The 20509-nt window shown below is 34.3% G+C and carries 26 protein-coding genes; 2 read left to right on the top strand and 24 right to left on the bottom strand.

Annotated features, from left to right (window positions below; genetic code table 11):
- Positions 1 to 65: 65 nt before the first annotated feature.
- From ACQWU4_RS18210 to ACQWU4_RS18295, 18 genes are all read right to left on the bottom strand, one after another.
- Entirely contained in the window at positions 66 to 419 is a 354-nt protein-coding gene (locus ACQWU4_RS18210; RefSeq protein ID WP_429937170.1) for a DUF2200 domain-containing protein, read from the bottom strand.
- Positions 420 to 436: 17 nt separating this feature from the next.
- Complete coding sequence (locus ACQWU4_RS18215; RefSeq protein ID WP_429937171.1) at positions 437 to 1216, bottom strand: alpha/beta fold hydrolase; 780 nt, start codon at positions 1214 to 1216, stop codon at positions 437 to 439.
- A gap of 25 nt (positions 1217 to 1241) precedes the next feature.
- Positions 1242 to 1790, bottom strand: a complete 549-nt coding sequence (locus ACQWU4_RS18220; RefSeq protein ID WP_429937172.1) for a dihydrofolate reductase family protein — start codon at positions 1788 to 1790, stop codon at positions 1242 to 1244.
- Between the two features lie 80 nt (positions 1791 to 1870).
- Positions 1871 to 3115, bottom strand: coding sequence for a hypothetical protein (locus ACQWU4_RS18225; RefSeq protein WP_429937173.1), 1245 nt, complete (start codon positions 3113 to 3115; stop codon positions 1871 to 1873).
- A gap of 71 nt (positions 3116 to 3186) precedes the next feature.
- A complete protein-coding gene (locus tag ACQWU4_RS18230) occupies positions 3187 to 3948 on the bottom strand; it encodes a hypothetical protein (RefSeq protein WP_429937174.1) in 762 nt (253 codons plus the stop codon).
- A 128-nt stretch (positions 3949 to 4076) separates the two neighbouring features.
- Positions 4077 to 4595 (bottom strand): hypothetical protein, encoded by a 519-nt coding sequence (locus tag ACQWU4_RS18235; RefSeq protein ID WP_429937175.1) that lies wholly within the window; start codon positions 4593 to 4595, stop codon positions 4077 to 4079.
- A gap of 13 nt (positions 4596 to 4608) precedes the next feature.
- Complete coding sequence (locus ACQWU4_RS18240; protein WP_429937176.1) at positions 4609 to 5136, bottom strand: GNAT family N-acetyltransferase; 528 nt, start codon at positions 5134 to 5136, stop codon at positions 4609 to 4611.
- Between the two features lie 27 nt (positions 5137 to 5163).
- Positions 5164 to 5664, bottom strand: a complete 501-nt coding sequence (locus tag ACQWU4_RS18245; RefSeq protein ID WP_429937177.1) for a tetratricopeptide repeat protein — start codon at positions 5662 to 5664, stop codon at positions 5164 to 5166.
- 15 nt (positions 5665 to 5679) lie between these two features.
- Positions 5680 to 6093 carry an NAD(+)--rifampin ADP-ribosyltransferase gene (gene arr, locus ACQWU4_RS18250; RefSeq protein WP_429937178.1) on the bottom strand — a complete coding sequence of 138 codons (414 nt, stop codon included), beginning with the start codon at positions 6091 to 6093 and terminating at the stop codon, positions 5680 to 5682.
- A gap of 44 nt (positions 6094 to 6137) precedes the next feature.
- Complete coding sequence (locus ACQWU4_RS18255) at positions 6138 to 6551, bottom strand: hypothetical protein (protein ID WP_429937179.1); 414 nt, start codon at positions 6549 to 6551, stop codon at positions 6138 to 6140.
- A gap of 268 nt (positions 6552 to 6819) precedes the next feature.
- The gene (locus ACQWU4_RS18260) at positions 6820 to 8103 is read right to left on the bottom strand and encodes a M4 family metallopeptidase (RefSeq protein ID WP_429937180.1); all 1284 of its coding nucleotides are present in this window, start codon (positions 8101 to 8103) and stop codon (positions 6820 to 6822) included.
- 228 nt (positions 8104 to 8331) lie between these two features.
- Positions 8332 to 8844, bottom strand: coding sequence for a DinB family protein (locus tag ACQWU4_RS18265; RefSeq protein ID WP_429937181.1), 513 nt, complete (start codon positions 8842 to 8844; stop codon positions 8332 to 8334).
- A 119-nt stretch (positions 8845 to 8963) separates the two neighbouring features.
- Positions 8964 to 9632 carry a hypothetical protein gene (locus ACQWU4_RS18270; RefSeq protein ID WP_429937182.1) on the bottom strand — a complete coding sequence of 223 codons (669 nt, stop codon included), beginning with the start codon at positions 9630 to 9632 and terminating at the stop codon, positions 8964 to 8966.
- A gap of 8 nt (positions 9633 to 9640) precedes the next feature.
- Positions 9641 to 10300 carry a DUF2461 domain-containing protein gene (locus ACQWU4_RS18275; protein ID WP_429937183.1) on the bottom strand — a complete coding sequence of 220 codons (660 nt, stop codon included), beginning with the start codon at positions 10298 to 10300 and terminating at the stop codon, positions 9641 to 9643.
- Between the two features lie 24 nt (positions 10301 to 10324).
- Positions 10325 to 11350: a serine hydrolase domain-containing protein gene (locus tag ACQWU4_RS18280; RefSeq protein WP_429937184.1), complete on the bottom strand. Its 1026-nt coding sequence runs from the start codon at positions 11348 to 11350 to the stop codon at positions 10325 to 10327.
- A gap of 47 nt (positions 11351 to 11397) precedes the next feature.
- A complete protein-coding gene (locus ACQWU4_RS18285) occupies positions 11398 to 11997 on the bottom strand; it encodes an SMI1/KNR4 family protein (RefSeq protein ID WP_429937185.1) in 600 nt (199 codons plus the stop codon).
- A 60-nt stretch (positions 11998 to 12057) separates the two neighbouring features.
- Positions 12058 to 12510 carry a hypothetical protein gene (locus ACQWU4_RS18290; protein ID WP_429937186.1) on the bottom strand — a complete coding sequence of 151 codons (453 nt, stop codon included), beginning with the start codon at positions 12508 to 12510 and terminating at the stop codon, positions 12058 to 12060.
- 312 nt (positions 12511 to 12822) lie between these two features.
- A complete protein-coding gene (locus ACQWU4_RS18295; protein WP_429937187.1) occupies positions 12823 to 13347 on the bottom strand; it encodes a hypothetical protein in 525 nt (174 codons plus the stop codon).
- A 501-nt stretch (positions 13348 to 13848) separates the two neighbouring features.
- On the opposite strand from ACQWU4_RS18295, the gene ACQWU4_RS18300 reads away from it, so the two are divergent.
- On the top strand, positions 13849 to 14136 hold the full coding sequence (locus ACQWU4_RS18300) for a helix-turn-helix domain-containing protein (RefSeq protein WP_429937188.1): 288 nt from the start codon (positions 13849 to 13851) through the stop codon (positions 14134 to 14136).
- A 78-nt stretch (positions 14137 to 14214) separates the two neighbouring features.
- On the opposite strand, the gene ACQWU4_RS18305 is transcribed toward ACQWU4_RS18300, so the two are convergent.
- From ACQWU4_RS18305 to ACQWU4_RS18330, 6 genes are all read right to left on the bottom strand, one after another.
- Complete coding sequence (locus ACQWU4_RS18305; RefSeq protein WP_429937189.1) at positions 14215 to 15009, bottom strand: GLPGLI family protein; 795 nt, start codon at positions 15007 to 15009, stop codon at positions 14215 to 14217.
- A gap of 219 nt (positions 15010 to 15228) precedes the next feature.
- The gene (locus ACQWU4_RS18310; protein ID WP_429937190.1) at positions 15229 to 16104 is read right to left on the bottom strand and encodes a phosphotransferase; all 876 of its coding nucleotides are present in this window, start codon (positions 16102 to 16104) and stop codon (positions 15229 to 15231) included.
- Between the two features lie 245 nt (positions 16105 to 16349).
- Positions 16350 to 16793 (bottom strand): hypothetical protein, encoded by a 444-nt coding sequence (locus tag ACQWU4_RS18315; RefSeq protein ID WP_429937191.1) that lies wholly within the window; start codon positions 16791 to 16793, stop codon positions 16350 to 16352.
- Positions 16794 to 16906: 113 nt separating this feature from the next.
- On the bottom strand, positions 16907 to 17572 hold the full coding sequence (locus ACQWU4_RS18320; RefSeq protein WP_429937192.1) for a hypothetical protein: 666 nt from the start codon (positions 17570 to 17572) through the stop codon (positions 16907 to 16909).
- 133 nt (positions 17573 to 17705) lie between these two features.
- Complete coding sequence (locus ACQWU4_RS18325) at positions 17706 to 18605, bottom strand: alpha/beta hydrolase family protein (protein ID WP_429937193.1); 900 nt, start codon at positions 18603 to 18605, stop codon at positions 17706 to 17708.
- A 520-nt stretch (positions 18606 to 19125) separates the two neighbouring features.
- Complete coding sequence (locus ACQWU4_RS18330) at positions 19126 to 19650, bottom strand: hypothetical protein (RefSeq protein ID WP_429937194.1); 525 nt, start codon at positions 19648 to 19650, stop codon at positions 19126 to 19128.
- A gap of 517 nt (positions 19651 to 20167) precedes the next feature.
- Here ACQWU4_RS18330 and ACQWU4_RS18335 point away from each other — a divergent pair.
- Positions 20168 to 20392, top strand: coding sequence for a helix-turn-helix domain-containing protein (locus tag ACQWU4_RS18335; RefSeq protein ID WP_068944690.1), 225 nt, complete (start codon positions 20168 to 20170; stop codon positions 20390 to 20392).
- The last annotated feature ends 117 nt before the right edge of the window (positions 20393 to 20509 follow it).

The following is a 20509-nucleotide window of genomic DNA, read 5'->3' on the forward strand; positions in this document are numbered from 1 at the left end:
TTCATCTTAATATAATGAAACCGCTCTTAAAAGGCGGTTTTATTATGTTATAAACGATTGTTTTATCAACTTTCTCTCAGTATTTTATCCATCTTCTTGCCCTTCGCGAGCTCGTCAATTAATTTATCCAGATACCGGATGTTTCTCATCAGTTCATCTTCAATATCTTCCACACGATATCCGCAGATAACCCCTTTGATCAGCGAAACATTAGGATTGATTTGCGGAGCCTGCTCAAAAAATGTTTGAAAATCCGTTCTGTTCTCCAGGATTTCCTGTAATTTTTTTTCATCATATCCGGTTAACCAGAATATAATTTCATGAACTTCGGATTTTGTACGGCCTTTCTTCTCCGCTTTCTGGATATAATGCGGGTAAACGCTGGCAAAAGCTGTGGTATAAATTCTGGTGTTCTGCATGGCTTCTTTATTGGTGATTAACTTAGTTCTTTAAGAATATCATGAAGGATACGGTTAAATTCCTTTGGATTTTCCAGCATTGGATAGTGCCCTGTTCCTGCTACTTCAACATAATTATAATCTTTTAAATATTTTCTGTTGTTTTCAATATTGGTAGGAAAGTTATCCGAATTGATTGCCCTCACCGGAATCTGAACCTTTGATGCAGTTTCTCTGAAATCTGTTTTGTATAAAGGTCTGAGCAGATTAATAGCAGTTTCTGATGTATTTTGAAGAAATTCATTCTGTAATTTCTGCTTTACCTCTGGGGGTGTTTCTTTTGAAAAAAGATATTGGGGAAGGATATTTTCAACCGCATTTTTAAAATCATTACGGTAATGTACAAATAAAATCTGCTCGGCCTGCTCTTCAGTAAAGGCTTCATCGAGATCTTTTATGGTGTCTACCAGAATAAGTGCTTTCACATTAGGTATTTTTAAAGAAGCTTCGAGAACATAAGCTCCCGACATGGAATGCCCCACAAGAATGATCTCAGATGAATTGATCTGGTTTGCTACAGCTTTAATATCATCTGCATATAATTCACTTTTCCATTCATTTCTGGAAGCATCCGATTTGCCATGTCCTGCAAGATCCATCTGTATAACCTGATAATGGTCTTTTAAATATTCCTGCTGACTGTTCCACCATTCTTCATTACCGAGCCAACCGTGTACGAACAGGATAGAAGTGTTTCCCTGTCCGCTTTCTTTATAGTGAATGTTCTGTCCGTCCGAAGACTGTGCATATTTTTCCATAATTAATATCCTTTTATAATTGAATTTATTTGTTTTTTGGTTGGTAGATAAGTTGTACCACACCTGATCTGAAGACATTTGTAGTGATAAGTTTCAGTTCCAGTCTTTTTTTCAGGTCTTCAAACAGAGGTTTTCCGCTCCCTAAGGCTATAGGATGAACCGAAATCCTGTATATATCAATAAGATCTAAATTAATAAAGGTTTTAATAAGACCGGCCCCGCCATAAAGCCAGATATCTTTTCCCGGCTGCGTTCTTATTTCTGCAACTTTTTCAGCAATATCGGAACTGACAAAAACAGCTTCTGAATCTTTCCTGTCCTGGTTCGAAAAAACATATTTATTTTTTGAATGAATGGCTTTCCAGAATTCCTTTTCTCCGGGATCCGCGTTTTCTTCTGGCTGATAAGTTCCCCAGGTATCATAGCTTACCCTGCCGTAGAAAATAGTATCAATGCTGTTAAGGAATTCATCAAAATTCATATCATCATCCATAATGCACCAGTCTGTTTCACTATTGGGGCCTTCAATAAATCCATCCAGGGTAACAGCCAGATCCAGAATCACCTTTCTCATATATTGTATAATTGTGTGGTTATGTTCAGGTAAAAATACAGAAAAACGCCCTGAATACAGAACGTTTTTGCTTTATAAAATTACCATTTCCATATCTGGGACTCATTTTTCCAGATCAGCAGCCTGAATTCTTCGTAGTGGTTTCCATTGCCTATGGTATGGGTGTCTCTGTGGCCTTTTCCCAATTTTAATTTGTGTAAAATACCGGAGTAGGCAGCTACCCATAACGTTTCCTCATCGTCCGAAAGTGCCATACCTGAAATGGTAGAACCTAAAAAGTGTCTCCAAAGTCTTTTCCCGTTTCTGTCAAAAGCTTTGATATATCCATAAGCATCACCAAGGATATAATAGTTTTTTGTAGCTGTACCCATGTATACTCTCATCTCTTCATCGATAATGGTATAGTCATCACTCTCAGTGTAGGCTTCAATATCGGCGCCTGCATATTGGTCAGAATTGATTCCTATGGTAATACCGTTGTAAAAATGGCAGGAATTGGTAATCAGCTGGCTGTCGTCTTTTGAAAAAAGGCAGAAATGCGGATAGGAGGACTGTGCTCCGATAGAGCCCAATGTATTGCCTTCCGAATCTAAAATCCTGTGATCATAGCTCTGATCACCAACTACGATATAAGAATTGTCATTGGAAAGTGCAGCATTTTCCATATCAATATTTGGCGTCCAGTCTTCCTCATCATCTTCGTTGATGGGGTGGATGAGTTTTTCTTCTTTCTGAGAGATCAGATAAATCCCATCTGAAGTTACCATAAGCACTTTGCTGCCGTCATTGAAAGGGATCAGTTCTGTAATACCGAAATTTGCAGCCTGATCCAATTGAAACTCATTAATGAGTGGCCCGTTCCAGCCTTTATAGAACGATATCTTAGTGTCTGTGGCTATTGCAAAAACATCATTTTGTTTAGATTTTCCGATGGCTCGGATATTTTCATCAAGTTTTGTAACCTGATCGTGATCCAACAGGTACGCCTGTCTTGTTTCGTAAGACGTGCCGGTAAGGAAAACGATTTTCTGCCCGGAAATGAAATGAAGATGCTCGATACTTTGGGACTTGTTTTCCAATAAGGGAATAATAGGGGTGTGGGCTGGAGGGAAAAATATTCTGAAGTTTTCTGTATCTCCATTCTGGTTGGCTGCTTTAAGCAGTTTGAAAATACTTTCTGCAAGATTGGCTCGTTTGTCTTCAGGCTCTTTACCTTTCCAGTTTTCCCAGCCGTTTTTCTCGCCGAAGTCGACCATTTCATTAATTTCTGTGGCATACTGTTCTCCTTTCGAGAACCATTCTTCCTGGATGTTAGTGTTTTGCATAACTGATTATTAAATAAATTCTGTGATATTTTTTCAGAAATATCAATTCAAAAAAATGTAGTTTTAAAATATTATTTGAAGTTTACTCTTTCTTCGTGATAGCCCCTGATCTTACTGCTGCTTCCTTTGAGCAAGTTAGGATTGAGAGTGCCTGTTTTCTCTGCTGTGAACTGAAAGCCCAATATGCTCAGCATTTCTCCGGGTTTGGAGAATCTTTCTTTTTTTATAGTATAGTTTCCTGATGGACCAATCTTTACAGTATCGGAATTCTGTTCCATAAAAGTCTGTATGTTGCTATCCTTTTCTTTTGTTTCTATTTTAACACTTTTGGTAACGTATAAAACATTAACATCATGAAGTTCTGACCATTGTATTGAATAATCCTGATTAAGGAATCCTTCTTTATTGTAAATGATATTCTTTGAGCTGCTTGTCTTCAGGGAGGGAAGGTTGGAAAGGAGAAATTTTTTTCCATTGGACAACTGGATATGAATATTATAGCTTCCGTTTTTCTGAGGAACATCGTCAATACGGTAATTATAGTTTTTGGAATAATACAGTGACTGTATGACTTTGTATTCTGCTTTTTTTCCATTGACTGAGACCTGCACGGAATCGTTGCCAAATTCTTTTCCTTTTTTATCATAAAGGATCACGGAAACGGAGTTGTCATTTTCATCCGTTAAGCTTTGATATGCGTCAATTTCAGCTTTTATATCAGAAATATCTTTGATTTTTGATGCAGGAGCCGGCCCGGAACAGGAACTGAGCAGGAAATATATACAGCACAACAGCATATAAAGCTTTGTTTTTACATAGCCGTAGTTTTTCATAATTTGGTATTTGGTGTGGCGGAAAAAATTTCCGGAGCGTTAAATTACAAAAAGAAATAGAATGGGGAATACCTGTAAACCCATTAATTTGTTAAATGTAGAGCGTATTTATTTAAAAAGAGACCGGCCTATTGGGAATAATAATTTTTAAAATCTTTTCTGTCAAGGATTTTCCAGTTTTCAGCCGTAAAATTTACAGTAGCTCCTTCGCTTATTTTGCCATCGGTTGTCAGTTCATAGAAATCACAGCCCCAGTCTTTGTTCATCATAGTGTAATGGGATCTGACAAGGTATTTAAATCCATAAATCTTTTTAGCAGGCTCATTTTTGATTTTCACAAAAACGGTATCTGTTAACAGGATTTCATTTTTTACAAGATAATTTCTCTGATGCCTTAAAGAATCGGAAATCATATCAGATATTTTGTCGCTGTAATTTTGGATCATATTATCTCCTCTTTTTATCTGAATATCTATGGAATCTGCATCCTTTGGAAAATATCCGAAGAAGGAAATAGTAAAACCGTCAATTTTAGTCTTTGCCGCACATTCTTTTTCAATTTTTGACAGTCTTTCTTTGTCACTTTCGCAGGAAAGTAAAAGTAAGGTAATGAATATCAGGAATACATTTTGAGAAGATATGGTCATTAATTTTTTGAACTTATTTATTTTTCAGGGTCCAGTAAATCATTTCAGAGTCCTGCTTTGTTTCGATGAAATTAAGTTTTTTCAAAAAACAGGCAGAATTGGTATTTTCCAATAAGCAGCGGGCGGTAATCTCACGTATAATTCCGGTAGAAAAAGCCCATTGTATAAGTTTTGTCACGGCTTCTTCGGCATAACCTTTCCGCCTTTCTTCTTCAATAATGCCGTATCCTATGTCAATATTTTTTTCTTCGGCGTTGTAGCCTTTAAATCCTGCATCACCAATTATTTCGGATGTATCTTTTTTCATGATCATCCAGGATTCAAACCCTGTGGGGGCATCAACTTGTGAAAGGTTATGGATTATTTTGGGTATGATTTCCAATAGATCATGATCCGGCCATACTTCTCCCTTTTTCACTCCCAATGCAAGCAGTTCACTGAAATCATTATTTAGAAGGTCTTCACAAATTTTTATTGTAAAAGGGATAAGAATTAATCTTTCTGTACTAAGTTGGTCTATTGATAATGTTTTTGCTTTCAAGGTGTATGTTTTTTACAGGAATCCGGTTTAGTTTTGCTTAATAAGTTCCTTAGAATAATTGTAAACGGATTTATTATATCTAGGTAAATGTGCAGCAAGTGATTCCAATACTAATGATAATGCTTCTTTATCGTTATTGACTGAGGAAAGTGACAGTGCCAGAAAAGCATTCACAGCATCATTCAGCTCATCAGAATAATTTTCTTTTTCTTCTCTTAAAATTTCTATGCTTTCATGGAATTTTCCATTGTTTCGTAATGTACTTGCGAGCTGAATTCTAGCTCTTCTCCTCCTCAGACCTGAGAGTCCTGTTTCCAAAGCTGATCTGTAAAGTGGTTCTGCATTTTTTTCAAATCCAGTGGAATCGTAGGCACAGGCTTTTTCAAAATCTGCAATAGCGTTGGGCTGGTCGTCAGTGATTTTGTCCGTATGTGTTTTTATTCTGTCAATAAAATCAGTGTCGGGAATTTTTCCCAACTGATTCCATATTGTTTTTAATTCCTCTTCCCAGAGTTGAAAATCCATCATTTTTTCATTATTTTATTAATCCTCAATAGCTTCGATGCCTTGCTGCTTCAGTTTTTCAAGGTGATCTTTCATGGTTTTGAGTTGTTCCGGAGAATGTCCCTGCCAATCTTTAACTTCTCCGACAACTTTAAACGGATGCAGGGAACGGTAAGATTTTGTGGGATTTCCCGGAAATTTTTTATCCGTTAAATTGGGATCATCTTCAATAGGGCCCGTTGGTTCTACAATATAAATCCTTTCTTTTTCATCTCCGAAAGCTAGTTCCGCTCCCCAGGTCGCTGCCTCCAAAGTGGCGGAAAGATAAATATATTTTGCCTTTCTCTTGGTTCCGTAGTTTGAACTGAAACCGATTTCGATGAGGTCTCCGGTTTTAAGATCAGCTTTAGTACCGTGATAATAAATTGGAGTTTCTTCTCTATTTGTACTCATTATTGTGTTAGTTTTAAGGTATAAGATATGAAAATTTAAAATATTTATGGAAGCAACCAGAATTTCCAGCCATTCCAGTATTTATGATAATTATCTTCAAAATTCAGCAGATTATTACGACCGGAAGATGTGTTTTTGTGTAAATAAATGTCAAAACTTTTTTCATCTTTAAACTCTGTCAGTTTTTTGGTTTTAATATCAAGTACAAAATATTTATTTGAATAATCATAAAAGTTACTTTCCAGATTACCTAAAAGCTGATTATCAGTTATCAGGAATTTTGTTGTTTCAAGTGTTGAGTTGTTTTCAGTTTTTATTTCTTCTATATATGCAACTGCATTCCAGTCAATATTTTCAAGCGCTAATCCGTTTTTTAACGGAATTCTTGCACTGTCTCCAAATCCATGGTTTCCCCAATGGGTAAACATAAAAACAAATAAAAGACTGTAAATTATCATTCCAATTTTAAACCAAATCTTTCTAAACCCTGTGATCGTATTTTTTCTGAATAGCTTAAATATAATAAGAATGATTAAAGAATAGAATGCACTTAAGGCTGCAATTTTAATCATCTCAAAAATTAAATGAGCTGTTACTTCCATTTGGATTTATTTATGGTAAAAATAATAAAACCGTTCTGAAAAATTCGAACGGTTTTATGCATTTTGAAAAATGATCCGATCTTTAGCATGGTGAAAGGCTTGCATCGGATTTTGGAACAAGTTTTTATTTCAAAGCCTTGTTTTTTTGCGCAATATCTATGATTCTTTTTAAGTTATCATTAAGACTTGATTCGTCAACAGTAAATTCTTTTTTTAATTTATTTGTTGTTAAATTAAATTTATATGTCTGTCCATCTCTGAGCAAATTATTATTGAGATTAGAGATTTTATTTTGCTCTATATATTCAGTAAGATCATTATCTTGAATTTTTCCGTTTAAAATTTCACTCGGAGAAAGTAGACCGCCCGAAATTTCGATCTGATACTTGAGAACTGCCATATCTTTTTTTAAACCAACATCTGAAAATGCTTTTTCGATTATTGCCAATGAATTTGCAGGTATTTCATTATTGCGGATCATTTCAGATGTTACCTCCAGAATCTTTTCAAGCATATCATTGAAATTAGCAACAGCCCATAGTTTTTTGAGGGTTTGAAACCAAATTTTTTCTGTAACATCAAGCCCGAGATGAATTGTGGCTAAATAAAATGCTTTATTAGGAATTCCTGAATTAATATGGACACCCTGATTATCTTCATTCCCATTATAATAGTTATCCATATGATCAGGTTGATTATCGTAAATATTTGCTGTACTTGGAGCTTTCATAGACCTTAATGCTTCACCGGGAAACTCAGTGCCAATAATATCATTCCCGATCAGCCAATCAGCTTCATCAGGAGTTTGGTTTAATAATCTTTGCTTTATCACTGTTCCGAAGACATCGGAGAAATGTTCATTTAATGCGCCTGGTTGTCCATAATACTGTAAATTGGCTGTGAACTGAGTTATTCCATGCATAAGTTCATGAGCAATTACATCTATAGAACCCGCAAAGCCGATAAATTCTCTTCCATCACCATCTCCAAATGCCATTTCATCACCATCCCAAAAGGCATTATTATAATTTTCTCTGTAATGTACATTAAAAATCAGATCCATTCCATTATTGTCTAATGAATCATAACCAAATGTATTCATCAAATAATCTCTCATAAAACCGGATATATCATACACATTATTTACATCTTTGTCTGTAACCGGAGCATCACCTTCTTTTCTGACTAATTTTTTTCTTAATTCCCAGGTATTTTGAGAATCATAAACATATCGGTTTGCATCACCTTTTACAATTTTCTGTTTAGTAAGTGAGGCTAAAGTGGCCTGTCTTTTCAGTTCCAGACCTGCTAAATCAGCCAAAGCAATTTTTGAAGCTTCGCTTCCATTTTTTGATAGTCCACTTAAAACATTAGGTGGTACGATAGAACAAAAACATTTTTTACACATAATTTATACTTTTTAGGTTAACAAATAATTGTTGAGTTATAAGATGATTATGTGATTAATTTTATATCATCAGAATAGCTCATTTCTAATACATTCAAAGCTATTCTATCTCCGTTTATTTGTCAATTACTCTTTTGTGTAATATGTATTTGAAGGAATTTTGAAATAAGAAAACCGTCCTGAAAATCAGAACGGTTTATTAAATTCCCAAAGGTGTATTTTTAATTCTTATATTTTTACACTTTCTTCTTTATAGATGTTCCAGAAGTTATAATCCGTCATCGGAGCATCTGTGATTCCTACGTTTCGTCCCATTGTTACGATCTGTCCTCTGTGATAGGTTCCATGGATGATCACATGCTGAATATATTCAAATTTGGAAAAATCACACTGAAACCATGGGGATTCTATTTTTACATTTTTTGCCAGATCTTCTTCGGATAAGTTTTCAACGTAATCCATTAATTTCTGAGAATTATTTTTTATGCCTGTAAAAATTTCTTCTTTGGTAACGGCTGCGGAGATGGCAGCAAAATCGAAGTCATTATTTTCGGAAATATAGCCCCACCAGTATTCCTGTGTTTGCCAGATGTGGTGTAAAGTTGTTAGAATCGTAGGAAAGCTAGAAATTACTTCCTGATTAAGCTGTTCATCAGACTTTGTAGAAAGCCAGTCAATATACTTATTGACTACCCAGTTGTTGTACTGAACACTGTTTGTGATTAATGTTTTTAAGCTCATGATTAATATTTTGTTTGGTGATTTGGTGTTATAAAAATAAGTAAAATATTAACCGGATTTTAGAAAAACAAAAATATCTCTAAGTATGATCTTTTCCAATCATTTGAATGGTAAGGCAGTTAAGGATGCTTTTTAATATCAAATTTAATAACTTCCACCTTCCAGCTGGAATTCTCTGATTCTTTATATTTTAAATGGATTGTTAATATACCGTTTTTAATACCAGCATCTTCAAATAGATCTTCCAGATGGAACTCATTTGAATGTTCTAATGTATTTTCAATCTTGTCTTTTGGGATTTTTATGGTGTAGGATTTGTTATTGTTGAGGTTGGTATATAATAACTCACTGTCTGTTTTTAAGGTTATTGTATAAGGCTGATCTTCAGAATTATTAATAGAAATGACCGTTCCGAGCTCTGATATCTTTTCTCCGGTGTTTTTGTTATACAAAATATATTCTGCAGGTTCACAGCAGCCGGAAATAACAGAATTTTCAATAAGAAAAGAATTCTTATACTCTGTCCAGCTTCTGTAACCCAGTCTTCCCGTCAGTTCAATAAGTTCTTTTTCAAGTTTAAATATTTTCTTTTTTACATTTCCCTTTTGAAAAGTGATCCAGGATGAATTACAGTCATATTCCCAATATATTTTCGCATTGTTTTTGAATAGGGAAGGCTCACAGGAAATAACTTCCTTCAGGTTGGGATTTTTTGAACAGCCACATTTTTGACTGAAAGCCCAATTAACTGAAAGAAATAAAACAATTATTGTTAACGGGTTTTTCATAGCTATTTTTAAAATAAAGATTCTCCGTTTAAGTCAGTAGTAAGCACTTCACTCATGTAATCAAAGAAAGGGCGCATTGCCAGTAATGTCTTAACGGCCTCTTTCTGAAAGCTATCCGATAGAACTTCCTTATCTGTAAATTTCCGCATCACCACATATTGCTTTTTCCTGATCAGATCGATGGCGGGATGATCTTTGTCAAAACCTCTGGGTGCTGTTTTTACGGCATCGCCTTTAATTTCTCCGAAGTATTGTATGAAAGTTTTATCAGAAGTGATCTTTTCAATTTCTGTTGTATTGAGCTCAAATTCTTTACGGATACGGAGAAGATCTTTGGCTTCAGGACCCCAGAATCCGCCTCCTACAAAGCTGTTGCCGGGTTCCAGCTGAATATAATATCCACCTCTCAGCATCGGCTTTGACCGGGAATATCCAACCCCGAAATTGGTTTTGTACGGTGTCTGGTCCTTTGAAAAGCGAACGTCTCTGTAAATCCTGAAAATATGTATGCCTTTTAAATTGTCATATTCCTGAAGCTCAGTATAAATCTGATTGAATAGAGCTTTATTTTCTTTTATAACAAAGTCGTATTCTGTTTTGTGTTGGGCAAACCATTCGCGGGTGTTATTTTTTTCCAGCTGTTTAAGGAATTTAAAGGTTTTTTTCATCTTTACGGATTATTTTTTGGAAGACTATATTTTTTTGTTTTTCAAAATAGCTGTAATGGCATCAGAAATTTCAAATAACTTCCCATTATGACTATTTCCTAAAAGAATAATGGTAAAATTTTCATCCACATCAGATACAAGAAGGGCTTCATAGTTTCCGGCTCTTCCATCATGTAAATGCTTAACTAATTTCTTGTTTCTGTATTTTGCCTGTCCCAAAGCTGATTCGGTATCCGGCAGATCAAAATGTTGCCCCAGCTCAAACAAAGAATTCGCACTCATTATTTTATTGGATTGAAGACAGTCTGACCATTTCAGCAGATCTTTAGTGGTTAGATAAGTTGCGCCAGTTATGGGCAGATCTTCTTTGTCTGCTATTAAATCATTATTAAATCCTCTGGCTATATTTTTTTCATTTTCAAGAGGAGTCATTACGGAAGAATTCATTTTGCAAGGTTTGAAGATGAATTTTTCCACATATGTTTTAAAGCTCATTCCTGTTAATCTTTCAACAATGAACTGGCGTAAAAATAGATTATAGATTTTGTAATCGTATTTGGTCCCGGGCTTGAAATCCAGTGAATCCACAAGTTGAAGACCATCAAAAAGATCTTTATCATTTTTGATTTTTTTCCAGTTTACATCGGGAATACCGCTTGTGTACTGCAATAGATCTTTTATAGTGACTTCATTGGCCCATTTTGGTAATTCCGGAATATATTTGGAAACGCGATCTTCTATTTTCAATTTTCCCTGTTCCTGCAATTGCATCAATACCACACCACTGAATTCTTTGGTGATGGAACCGATATGAAATCTGTAATCTGCTGTTAGTGTTTTCATTTTTGTAGCATCTGTAAAGCCAAAAGAGGCATTGTAAATGATTTTATTGTTTTTTGAAACCAAAACATTGCCATTGAAAGCTCCAATTTGATTTGAATGTTTCATCAGGGAATCAATCTGATTGATCTTGTTGTTTTGGGAAAATATTGTACTTGTGGAAAGTAGAGGAATAATGAAAAATAGAAATAGTTTTTTATAATATGACATGTTTAATCTTTTGTTGTTTTTTTTGTTTCGATTGCTCTCCAAAATAGCTAACCTATTTTTTTGTTCCAAAACGAGTTTGTATTGATTTTCCTTGTTCCGATAGTTGAATAAAGTGAAAAAATATCTTTTGCTATCCCTTTTGACAAATTATCAGCCCAAAATACAATGTCATTGCCAAACATTGAAAGAACAATTTCTTCTTTATCCAGTATTAAAAACCTATGCCCTAAATAAGGTATGATTGAAGGAACATTTTGGTTTCTGATAATATCCTCGGTGACACGATTTTCTTCCATTATCCATTCAATTCTGGATTGTATTGTGGGAATATCATCAGGATAAGAGTAAAATATAGGACCAAAATAAATGTCTCCATAACCGCCATTATTATCTATTCCGGGCTTATCAAGCCCGTTCATTGTTCTGTAATAATTCTTTAATGACTCTGGAAAGGTGATGTTTAATTGTTTTTGAAAATCTTCTAGCTCAGTTTCTGATAGTCCTTTTCTCCATCTACTTCCTTCCTGGATTTGCAGTCCCCAACATATTTGTAAATCAATTTTCTGCCAATATTTTTCACTTTCCTTTTTTATAAATTCAAAACTTGAAATGGAACAGTCTAGATTTTTAATTTCTTTTATTGTCATAAGGTTTCTTATTGGATTATAGTTGAAGGGCTGAGATAACTAAATGTAGAAGGATTGTATTTACTTAGTATAGTTTCCTGAAACAATAGATTCTTCCATTAAACTTACAATCTCAGAAACAGAAATAGAGAATACTCCGGCGTTTCCACTATCAAACTCTTTTTTCCAATAAGAATATCCATCCATTTCAATGGAGTTGGGCATTTTGTGGGTTTCATTTTGCAGCTTGGTGATACTTTTGTTTAATGCTTCTTCAGAAATCGGAATATGGCTTAGCGTGTGTGCAAAACCTTCGGGACTGGCAGGATTTTTCATTTTTAATCCGTTCACTGAAATATGAATCACCTTCCCGGTTTTAGGATATTCTTCAATTTTTAAAATTTTGAGGGTAGAATTCTCTTCGGTAGGGCGGGTTTTGTATTGCCATTCCTGACCTACACTATATTCAATGTTTTTTGTGCAACTGAATAAGAATAGGAGCACTGTTGCTAGAAAAGTATATAATTTAATCATAAATCAATTGGTTTTTAGTTTGTTTAGATAATGTAGAGGAAGGTAAAAATTACCCAACCCGGCACCCATCTGTTTTGACTTCCGTAGGTTGTGTTTTAATACAAACGAGGTTGTTTGTATTAAAATATATTTTACATTGGTTACAAACATATCTGTTTTTCGCTACCGTAGGTTGTATTTGGTTTAAAACAGGGTTGTTTGTATTAAAACACAATGTCAGGAAGCCTTAAACAAGTTGCGGGAAACAAAATACAACTATGTTTTGTTTCCCGCAATAGGCTTTGTAATGAATACTATTAATTTGAGGTGAGGTTACCTTTGTTTTTTCCTTTCAATAATAAGATATGCTGCATCCAGCATTTTGGTCAGGTGAATGTATGGACTTATCATATTCCTTTCCGGTAGATGATCATAGATTCCCAGTGAGAAATAGACCATCCCGGAAATGAAATAATCAAATTCTTTGATGCTGTATTCTTTGAATGCTTTTCTAAATACCAACAGAGGATTTTGGTATTCCTTCTCGGAAAGTAAGCCAAGAACTAGTGGAGAGACTTCTTCCAACTGAATAGTTGCGGTTCTTTTCTTTTCCTGTAGCGCTATGAGGTAGCCTGCACGGATGAATGACTGCATAGCCTGCTGAAAATGAAGGATAACGGACGGATGTTCTTTTATCCAGCTATTTCTTTTTACAGCATAACTTATAATGTCGTTTAGCAGCTCTTTGGATGCTGTCAGGTCATTGAGCTTAAAATAGTTTTCCATTAGCTGTGTGCCGCAATGTTTCTTCCGGCCTTTCCCAAGCCGGGATTGAAAGTCTGTTCCGGTTTTTTTCATGAGTTTGTATTTTTTATTGCACGATTTTACTGGCTGTAAAGGAAGAAGTCCGCCTGAACTTCCTTCCGATACAAGCCTAATGAATATGATAGAATTTGTGTTTTTCTAAAAGCCCTAAAGCCGCAATGGATTGTACACCCCATTGTACCGTATCATGATACTTTATGTTGTATAGCAGGCTTAGAAAAAATGATTGTAGAAAAACAGAACGGCATGAAAATAAAAACGGCATGAGACTCTACAATATCTGTAATAGGGGTACTGGTATACCTTGAGACAGATAAGAGAGCTCACGCCTAGGTCGTGAGCTTCCTGCTTATCTTCTTGTCTCTTAAAAATTACCAGTTTTCTATTACAAGATTCTAAGCAATAGCTTCTATATTTCGTTGAAGTATCGCAAAATTACTCTAATGAATAATCTTTTCCAAATATAATAATATTTTTAAAATACAGGACTATAGTCCTTAGTTTTTTATTTTGTTTTTGGCTCACTTTGTCACTATGCATGATTCTTTAGACGAAATAGAACGATTTATAATTTCAAAAGTGAAAGAAATAAGAGAACAGAGAGGTATTAGCCAAACTTCACTTTCTTTAGCTATTGGCAAGAGTACAAGTTATATTTCAGATATTGAAGCACATTCCAAAACGGCAAAATATAATATTAAAAGCTTAAACTTAATATCAAAAGCTTTGGGATGCTCTCCAAAAGACTTCTGGCCAGAACTGCCAATTTTGGAAGAGAAATACGAATTTGTAAAAGAAATAGAAATAAAGAAAAAATCCTAGCAAGAGCTGGGATTTGTCTTTTTTTATTCTATTTTGCATTTTTTCCGTATTTTACTAATACAATGTTGGAGGAAGTTTTTATTTGTAGTTTATTTTGTGATTTAATTCAATAGGATTATTTTCTTGTAAAATATTTTTTTGCATTTCTTTAGTCTTTACTGAAATATCCATTACAATACCATTCGGGCTGGTAAATGTAACTGTTTTTCCCATTGCCACTTTTGTATTTATATCATAAGGATCATTAAAAAATGATTTTGCAAGTGTTTCATATTTTTTCCAATCAATTTTTATTGGTTTTGTGCGTGCGTCAAAAATATTTCCGCCTTTTTTGACTTCTATCAAATTAAATGAATATTCATTGTTTGAGTCTTGAACAGAAACAATCAACCCGGGTAAACCATTGAAAACATATGGACCATCGCTGAAAGGTAATTCTGTAGTAAACCAAGCAATCCAGTTTCTCCCTCCATAATTTGTTTCGGCTTTTTGAGATTTATATTTTCCAATCATTTTTTGTTCGGAAGTTATTTTCCAATTTAATATTTCCTCAATGGGAAGAAGATAATCTGTTCTCAAATAAGTTATTACTTTTTCAATTTTTTTTTGAGTTAGATTCTTTTTGATATAGAATTGGTTTTCAACACCCATTTTATACCTTCCGTTTCCATTATTCAACTTTACTGAATCAGATTTTTTGTCTTGTGAATCTCTAAAAATTGAAGTATTATTTTTTAAATCCAAAATCATATTATCGGAATTAACATCATCTGGTTTTTCTGAATTTAGTCTGAATTTTGCTTCGTAAATAAAAGTGAATTTTTGCGAGAAGCAAAATGTAGAAATTCCAAGAAAAAATATAATAAATTTCATTTGTGGCGAGTGTTTGTTTAAAATTTCTGCTAACATCCAAATTTACGCATTGCGTCAATATGCAGTGTATAAAATTGCGAAAGTGTTGTTTTAGCTATCTATTTGTTAATTATTAAATATACTATTTCCTTACGGAAAACCATAATTCAAATAAAAAAACCGCCCCACAAAAAGTAGAACGGTTAGTATATTAATTTGCCTCGGTCGCTGACCGTTATATTATTCTATTTCAATTTTATGGTAAGCAATCCATCGTTTTAAATTTCCAACCATTCTTTTCAGATGGTCTTCATTCAGGAAAATATTGGTCCAATAATCAAATCTGTCGCATTGAACACTTATGTAATAGGTCATAATGGCTAAACAGGCAAAAGGCAAAAACTCTTTTTCTTCGTTGCTGATTTCTGTTACTGTTTCGTATCCTTTTAAAAAATGGTCTGCTTTTAATTGATATTCTTCTTCATTTAAATTGGTCGCCAGTAACTGAAACAGGAAATAAGAAATGTCAAAACATAAATAGCCGTTGCCACAAAAATCGAAGTCAAAAAACGTGATTTCATTTTCATCGTCAATGTGCAGATTGTCAAACCAAACGTCAAGATGCACGCTTCCGTATCTCATGTTCTGCTGGTCAATGTTGTTAATTTTAAGTGTTAAAAAAGCAGATAGTTTCTCCAAAAATTCAATTTCGCTGTTGGTTTTATTAAAGAACTTTTTTATTCTTAAAACAGGATTATTGAGCAGGTTTTGGGTATTGTAAGATATCCTTGATAGTTCGAAATTTTCTGCTGATTGATGAACTTTTGCCAATGCCTGCCCAATTAGAAAACTTGCCTGAGGTGAAAATTTTGCGGTCTTTGTGCCTTTGGCATATGAAAATAAAACACCGAATCTTTTTCCCTCCGGTGCTTCAATTTCCTGTAAATATTCGCCCGACTTGTCGGCAATGGGATAAGCAACCTGTTTGTTGTGTTCTTTTAAGTGAACTAATAATCTTAATTCTTCTTCAATTTCTGATTTTGTCCGCCAATTTTGTGTGTAAACCCTGAAAACATATTTTTGCCCGCCATCCTGAACAATGTATAAATGGTTCATGGCCAATCGAAAAATGCTGCATTCGGTCTTGTTGCTTAGGTTATATTTTTGTTGAATAAGTTGGCCAAGTTCATTGGGTGAAAGTGTGCTGTTTATGGCTGGGAATTTATTTGTCATTAATTCTTCGGTTGTCTTTGATTACGGTTGTTTCATGGTTTTTAGACGGACGGGCAATTGACATCACAAAATGTCAATTTTGCAGTTTCCTCCTACTATTGCGAAACTCTTGTTAGCAGAAGTTTCTTTTAAGAGTTCCATTCCATCCATCCAAACAATAGGTGATGTTCTCTGCAAAATAATGTTTTTCCTCCCGAAGCAACTAATCCTGAACCTATTGACCAGTTTTCTGAATTAATTTCGTCTCTGCTATAATTAGTTTCACATTTAACACAATACATAGAAATGTATTCATTTTTTCTTATAGCCTTCTGTGAAAATGATGCTATGTAGTTTGTGTTATCTTTAAAATCCAAATTTTTGTTATGATTTAATGCTTCAACTAATTCAGATCTAATATTCAGGATCGAATTATACTCAGTATGTCTTGGTGCATCTTTAGGGAGGTTTTTACAGAATTTTTTATAGTAATTAATTTCTTCATCATATATTTCAATGAGTTTTATTATTTCAATCTTAATTATTGAAAGGTATTCATTGTCGTGATAAAAGTTGAATTGATAATAGCTCATTTTAATTTTAACTTATTGACGTTTTTGGATGAAATTTTTGCTAATGGTTTTGATATTACCGAAGGCAAGGTTTTCCGATTGAAGCCTAAATTTTGCCAATATTATATAGGTTTTTATTCATTGATAAAGGGAAGTTTAAAAATTTTTACATTATTTAAACCGCCATTTTCAAAATATTCGGTTTGTACAACAAAGTATGTTGGGGAGTTTTCAATTACTCTGAAAATCAGTGATTTATTTTTGAGATAGGTTTCATCATAATTACTGTTAGTTTCCAGCAGATTTAATTTGTATGTACATTTATCAGTCCATTCAATTTTATTAATTGAATAAACATTGTTTTTTCTGGTTTCGATAACTTCATTTTTTGTAAATGTTAAGTACGATTTTTCTCTTTTTTGCAGCGTTTCATAATAATAAACTCCTGTTTTAATATCGTCACAATTAGAGATGCTTTCTTGCTTTTCGCGGACAAATTCTTTTTTTCTGTATTCTAAAAAACTTTTACAATTACTTAGCAAAAGTCCTTCAATAGAAACATAATAATCTTCAATGTCTTTTGTTTTTGTATTCTGAGGATCATTGAATTTTTTAACAATTTCAGTATAGTTATTGTCAAAAATTTTTTTGCCACATTCTTCCAGTTTTTTTTCAGGATCTTTTAAATTTTCTACATTTCCTAAGCAGGTACAAATTTCGTTTGAAATTTTCTTCTCTAAATTTTGAGAAAACAAACAAATTGAGCTGATCAATAATGTAAATTGTAGTATTCGTTTCATTTTGGATTATTTTTCATGGTTAGTTGTTAAATATAATATAAAAAACCGCCCTACGAAAATAGAGCTGTTAGTATATAAATTGTTTCAGCAATATGTTGTTACACCATTCCCTGTACTCCGCCCAAGCTCTGCTTTATTTTGAAAATTTAGATTTTTTAATATCCAAAGCTTTCTGCTTGATCCATTGTACAGCAATATCAACAGGAGCTGTATCATCACTAGAGGAAGTATTGTGTCCCAGTTTAGAAAAGAAAGTATATTCGAAGGGCTTGCCTTGAACTTTAAGTGTATTCAATTGTTCTATACACAACTTTACCGGAATCTGTATATCCTTTTCACCGAAAAGCCAAAGCCCGGGAATTGAAAGGGTATTCAGATAGGTTTTGGGGTCAGTCGCTGTAAACTGATATTTGTCCGGATCATTTCTGGTATGCTCAATGGCATCTGCTTCTGTGTGATTTTCCCAAAATTGATTGTTCCCATTCGTGTAAAACTGAAAGCGAAGTTGCTCCAGAGTTGTAATGGTAGGGCAGCTAAATAATACCATAAAATCAATTTGTGGATCTTTGCTTGCAGCAATCGGGATGATCCATCCTGCCTGACTGAAACCCACTAATCCAATTGATGTTTTTTTATCCTTTAAATAGGCTTGAAATGTTTTTACTGCAGCATTGGCATCTTGAGCTAATAGATTAAGATTAGCAGGATCGATATTATTCGTGCCAACAGATGGTCCTACGTACACACCGCCAGATTCTCCAACTCCGCGTTTGTCATACGTCAATACAGCAATGCCTTCTTTAGCAAGGCGTTTTGCGAAGTCCATTTCTCTTTTTACCGGGTCAGATCCGTGAACAATTACAACTGCTGCCAATGGTTTTTCAGGCTTTAAAATTGAGCCTGCAAGAGTGATACCCTGGCTTTCAAACTTTACATCCTTAATAGTAAAATCGGTTGATTGTGAAAATACAATTTGTGGTAAAGCTATTAGTAATAACCAAATATATAAGTTAGAAAAAAAGTTGATTTTCATTTTGGGCTATTTCATGATTAGTTGTCAAATATAATATAAAAAACCGCCCTGTAGAATAGAACGGGTAGTATATTGAATTATCTAAGCGATATGCTGTATTTCTCTTTTTTCCTCTTCTGGTCAATCGTAAATACATATTTTTTAAGATGAGCGACGGTCTAGAAAGTATGCCACAAAAGACATGATTGCCCCTCCAAAGCACATACCTGTGCCGATGAGACGTACAATATCTACTCCTCGGATATTAGCCCAGGCGGGGCTGCTGAACATGGTTAAAAGGTTCATGACTCCAAAGATAGTAAGTACGTAGAAAATGCGGGGAACCCTGTGTCGATTGTTCTTTGATTGTTCGTTTAAATTGTTCATCATCTGATTTGTGAGGCTGCAAATTGCCTACAGCATCCAAATTTACACATTACGCCAATATTAACCTATGAAATTGCAAAATGTTGTTTTTAATTAGCGAAATTTTATAAAAAACTTAATTCATTGCTTGAGGTTTGAAGACATTGTACAAGGTTCATCTTTTCCCTCTTCTTTCAATAATGAGGTACGCTGCATCCAGCATTTTGGTCAGGTGAATGTATGGGCTTATCATATTCCTTTCCGGTAGGTGATCATAGATTCCCAGTGAGAAATAGACCATGCCGGACATAAAATAATCAAATTCCTTGATGGTGTATTCTTTGAATGCTTTTTTAAAGACCAACAGGGGATTTTGGTATTCTTTCTCGGAAAGTAAGCCAAGAACTAGTGGAGAAACTTCTTCCAACTGAATAGTTGTAGCCCGTTTCTTTTCCTGTAGCGCTATGAGGTAGCCTGCACGGATGAATGACTGCATAGCCTGCTTAAAATGAAGGAGAACGGACGGATGTTCTTTTATCCAGCTATTTCTTTTTACCGCATAACTTATAATGTCGTTTAGCAGCTCTTTGGATGCTGTCAGGTCATTAAGCTTAAAATAGTTTTCCATTAGCTGTGTGCCGCAATGTTTCTTCCGGCCTTTGCCAAGCCGGGATTGAAAGTCTGTTCTGTTTTTTTTCATGAGTTTGTATTTTTTTACTGTACGATTTTACTGGCCGTAAAGGAGGAAGCCCGCCTGAACTTCCTTCCCATACAAGCCAAATGAGTATGATAGAATTTGTGTTTTTCTAAAAGCCCTAAAGCCGCAATGGATTGTACACCCCATTGTACCGTATCATGATACTTATGTTGTAAAGCAGGCTTAGAAAAGATGATTGTAGAAAAACAGAACAGCATGAAAATAAAAACGGCATGAGACTCTACAATATCCGCTTTTGAGGCACTGGTATACCTTGGAACAGATAAGAGAGCCCACGCCTAGGTCGTGAGCTTCCTGCTTATCGTCTTGTTCCTATTAAAAATTACCAGTTTTCAAAAGCAAGATTCTAAGCAATAGCTTCTTTTATTCTTTGAAGTATCGCAAAGCTACATTTATTGTAGCTTATTGTACAAATATAATATAATTTTTGAATTGTAGGTTAATTCAACTACATTTTTTTATTATAAACTTTCCAAATTGCTCTGATAATGGTATTGTAATGGACAGAATTGAATTTCGAATAGCTTTTGGTAAAAGAGTTGAAAAATTTAGGAAGAAGATGGGTTTAAGCTATCGGGAATTAGCTCAGAAATGTGATGTAGACCATAGTAATATCAGCAAAATTGAAAAAGGAGAAGTTGATTTAAGGATTTCAACAATACAGGAATTGGCTAAAGGTTTAGAAGTTCATCCGCAAGAATTATTTGATTTTAAAATAGAATAAAAACTAAGCTCCGAAGTCTTAAGACTTCGGAGCTTGCTATAAAGGGATTATTTTTATTTAACGAATGTAAAATAATTACTTTTGGTAATGGTGAAGAATTTCTTTAGATGAAGAAGC

Source organism: Chryseobacterium sp. MIQD13 (genome assembly GCF_050496705.1).
GTDB lineage: Bacteria > Bacteroidota > Bacteroidia > Flavobacteriales > Weeksellaceae > Chryseobacterium.